The 3,321-nt window shown below is 59.2% G+C and carries 1 protein-coding gene and 3 pseudogenes; all 4 read right to left on the reverse strand.

The window, feature by feature from the left end; translation table 11 throughout:
- Window positions 1-430 (reverse strand): annotated as a pseudogene (locus tag GA0061105_RS32010) (reverse transcriptase domain-containing protein); the annotation flags it as partial.
- Window positions 430-635, reverse strand: a pseudogene (locus GA0061105_RS32015) (IS630 transposase-related protein); the annotation flags it as partial. The pseudogenes GA0061105_RS32015 and GA0061105_RS32010, both read right to left, overlap by 1 nt.
- A 409-nt stretch (window positions 636-1,044) precedes the next feature.
- Window positions 1,045-2,218 (reverse strand): annotated as a pseudogene (locus GA0061105_RS32020) (IS91 family transposase).
- Between the two features lie 12 nt (window positions 2,219-2,230).
- A complete protein-coding gene (locus GA0061105_RS32025) occupies window positions 2,231-3,091 on the reverse strand; it encodes a site-specific integrase (RefSeq protein WP_077989899.1) in 861 nt (286 codons plus the stop codon).
- Window positions 3,092-3,321 lie beyond the last annotated feature (230 nt).

A 3,321-nucleotide genomic window follows, 5' to 3' on the forward strand; every position in this document is an offset into this window, starting at 1 on the left:
CCGGATGCGTCCGGGTCATCCAGACGTCAAACGCGTAATGCAGGAAGAGATTCGATAGGATCGGGCTGACCACGCCCCCTTGCGGGGTACCACGCGTCCGCTCAATGACTTCTCCGTTCTTTTCCATAGGCGCGGTCAACCATCTTTCGATGTAGAGCAGAGCCCAGTTGCATTTGACGTCTTTTCTGACCGCCTTCAGCAAGAGATCATGCGGAAGATTGTCGAACAGCCCTTTGATGTCGAATTCCAGAACCCAATCGTATTTCCAGCACCGCTGACGCGTTACCCCAACGGCATCCAAAGCCGACTTCATCGGCCTGTAGCCATAGGAGTCTGGAAAGAAGAGCGGCTCTAAATCCGGCTCAATCATCTGCTTGACCACCATCTGCGCGATCCGATCACTGACCGTCGGCACACCCAAAACCCTTTGAAGGCGCGATGCGGCTCAAGCACCCGTCGACGTCGACCGCCATCTTGCCGGGGGTCACACTGCCGGTTGCCCGATGCCGCTGAGACCACTTCACAACAGACGACACGGCAATGTCGAACCGATCCGCCACAACCCGGCAGCTCTGACCGGCCGCAACTGAAGCCACTACACGTTCACGAAGATCATTCGAATAAGGTCGCGTCATGGAGGCTGGCCTCCTACTCCAGCACCCATCTTGAATCACAATTCTGCTGATTTGAGAATCTGGAGGGTTCTGTGAGGTCCGCGCGCCGTGCGTGCGGCATTCACTGATCGGACCTCATTGAAGCCGGATTGAGCGAAGGCGCGGGTTGTTTGTCGCTATGGGGATTTAGCCGAAGCGGTGGATGGCGTTTTGCAGGTTCGAGCCTTGGCGGAGCACGTTGACAGGTCTGGAAGGAGATACTTGCCGGTATTTGCGGTGTCTTTGACGCCCCTGTCGGCTGGTTTGCATCGACGGAACCCTTGGTGCTGTTGCGCTTTACGTTGCTCAGGCACGATGGGCCAAAGCACTTGCCTCGCGGCTGCTCGGCATGCCGACGCTGATCGTTGGACTGGTGGCACGCGTGGTATGATCATGAACTGTCTTCCCATGCTGGTCGGCAGACCGGCTGGATCGGGGTCCACGCGCCGATTATCGTCATCGTTCCGCCGCAACAGGGGCAGCGGTGCGCCAAAGGTGGTGGCTTTGCGTCCGGTTCTTCGACCGGCTGCTCCGGCGGCGGGACGCCGAGCAGGCTTCGGCACAGGTCCAGCTTCAGTTGCCGATGGACATTGGCAAGCAGGCCGTAATGACGAATGCGGTGAAAGCCGTCCGGAACGGTGTGAAGCAGGAGGCGCGGATGAACTCGTAGGCATCGAGCGTCATCACCTTTTGCCTGCCGCCCGTTCGATAATCCTTCCATCGGAATGTGACGCGATCGCCATCAATGCTGACGAGGCGGGAATTGGAGATGGCAATGCGATGGGTATAGCGGCCGAGATAGGCCAGTACCTGTTCGGGTCCGGCAAATGGCGGCTTTGCATAGACCACCCATTCGATGCGACGTGCTGCTCTAAGGGTTCGATTGAAGGCGACCGGATCGGCCAGAGCGGCGATATCGCCGCAGAATTGAAGTTGACCCAGATCGTAGGCCTGCCTCAGCTGTTCGAGAAACAGCCGCCGGAACAGCCGCGACAGAACCCGCACAGGCAGGAAGAAGGTTGGCCGGAAGGCAATCCAGCGCGACTGGTCGAACGACAATCCGCCGCCCGGCACGATACAATGGATATGTGGGTGGCAGTGGAGGTTCTGGCCCCAGGAGTGCAGCACCGCGATGAAATCGATCTCGGCACCCAGATGCCTGGGATCGGCAGCAAGCTTGCGTAGCGTCTCAGCCACAGCCTTGAACAGGATGTTGTAAACGGCGGTCTTGTTCTGGAAGGCGATTGCGGCGATCTGCTGCGGTAGGGTGAATACCACATGAAAGTAGCCGACCGGCAGAAGGTCGGCCTGCCGTGCGGCAAGCCAGTCACGACTCGCCTGTCCCTGACACTTTGGGTAATGCCGGTTGCGGCAGGAATTATAGCGACGCGGAACGCCGCGCAGTCCTGGCATTGCTGGACATGTCCGCCCAGCCGAGCGGTCCTGCACATCTCGACCGCACTCATGACCCGGCGTTCGACACGCCCGAGATGAGCGTCGTGTGCTTGGCGATATCTTTCCCCGTGGCGGTGAAAAATCTCCGCCACCTCCAGACCCGCCGCCATGGCGGAGCTTACTCAGCTTGGCGGCACCACCTCCAACGTCAGCCGGTCGAGCGGGCTGGTCGTGCTGCGGATCAGGGTGTTGGAAACCTTCGTGTAGCGTGCCGTGGTGGATAGATTGTTGTGGCCGAGCAAAACTTGGATGATGCGGATGTCGGTTCCGCTTTCCAGAAGATGGGTGGCAAAGCTGTGGCGCAGCGTATGCACCGTCACCCTCTTGTGGATCCCAGCCGCGGCGCACGCCGAACGGCAGGCAGAATACAGAACCTGGACGTCGATGGGCTTGGTCTCGTCCCGGCCCGGAAACAGCCAGACCTCGGGTCTCGCCAGCCGCCAATAGACCCGCAGGATCGCGAGCAACTGCGCTGATAGCATGACGTTGCGATCCTTTCCGCCCTTGCCATGCTCGACGCGGATGATGCCGCGTCCGCCTTCAATGTCACGGACCTTGAGATGGACAGCTTCCGAGGCGCGCAGCCCCGCCGCATACGCTGTCGTCAGTGCGGAACGGGTCCTCAGGCTCGGAACCGCTTCCAGAAACCGGACGATCTCGTCGCCGTTGAGGATCGTCGGCAGCTTGGCGGGTGTCCGGGCATAGGCAATGCGCTCCGGTATCTCGCCATGACCAAGCGTGACGCCAAAGAAGAACCGCAGGGCACAAACTGTCTGGTTCAAGGCTGGCCATGATAGGCCCGATGAAACCAGATGCACCTGAAACGCGCGCACGTCTTCCAGTCCAAGACGGTCTGGCGATCGCCCGAAATAGCGCGAGAACTTCGTCACCGCATGTAAATACGATCGTTGCGTTGCTGGCGAAAGGTTGCGGATCGTCATGTCATCGATCATGCGCCGGCGTAGAGGGCTCATCTCCGTCATCGTCATCTCCTGATTGAAGGTTGGGCAAAACAGCCCATTCCTTCAATCAGGAGCGCTTCATGCAATCAGATCCTCCAAATGCCGCGAAAGCGGCTTCGTTCAATCCCTGCCGATTCCGATAAGCGATGAACCGCTCTAGTTGTGAGCTTTCAGGAGGTTGTCCATTCGGCCCTGGTCGAGAAAGCTGAGGTTGTCAAAGCTTCAGTGATTCTCGGAGGACCGAATGAACA

It is taken from the genome of Rhizobium aethiopicum, assembly GCF_900094625.1.
GTDB lineage: Bacteria > Pseudomonadota > Alphaproteobacteria > Rhizobiales > Rhizobiaceae > Rhizobium > Rhizobium aethiopicum.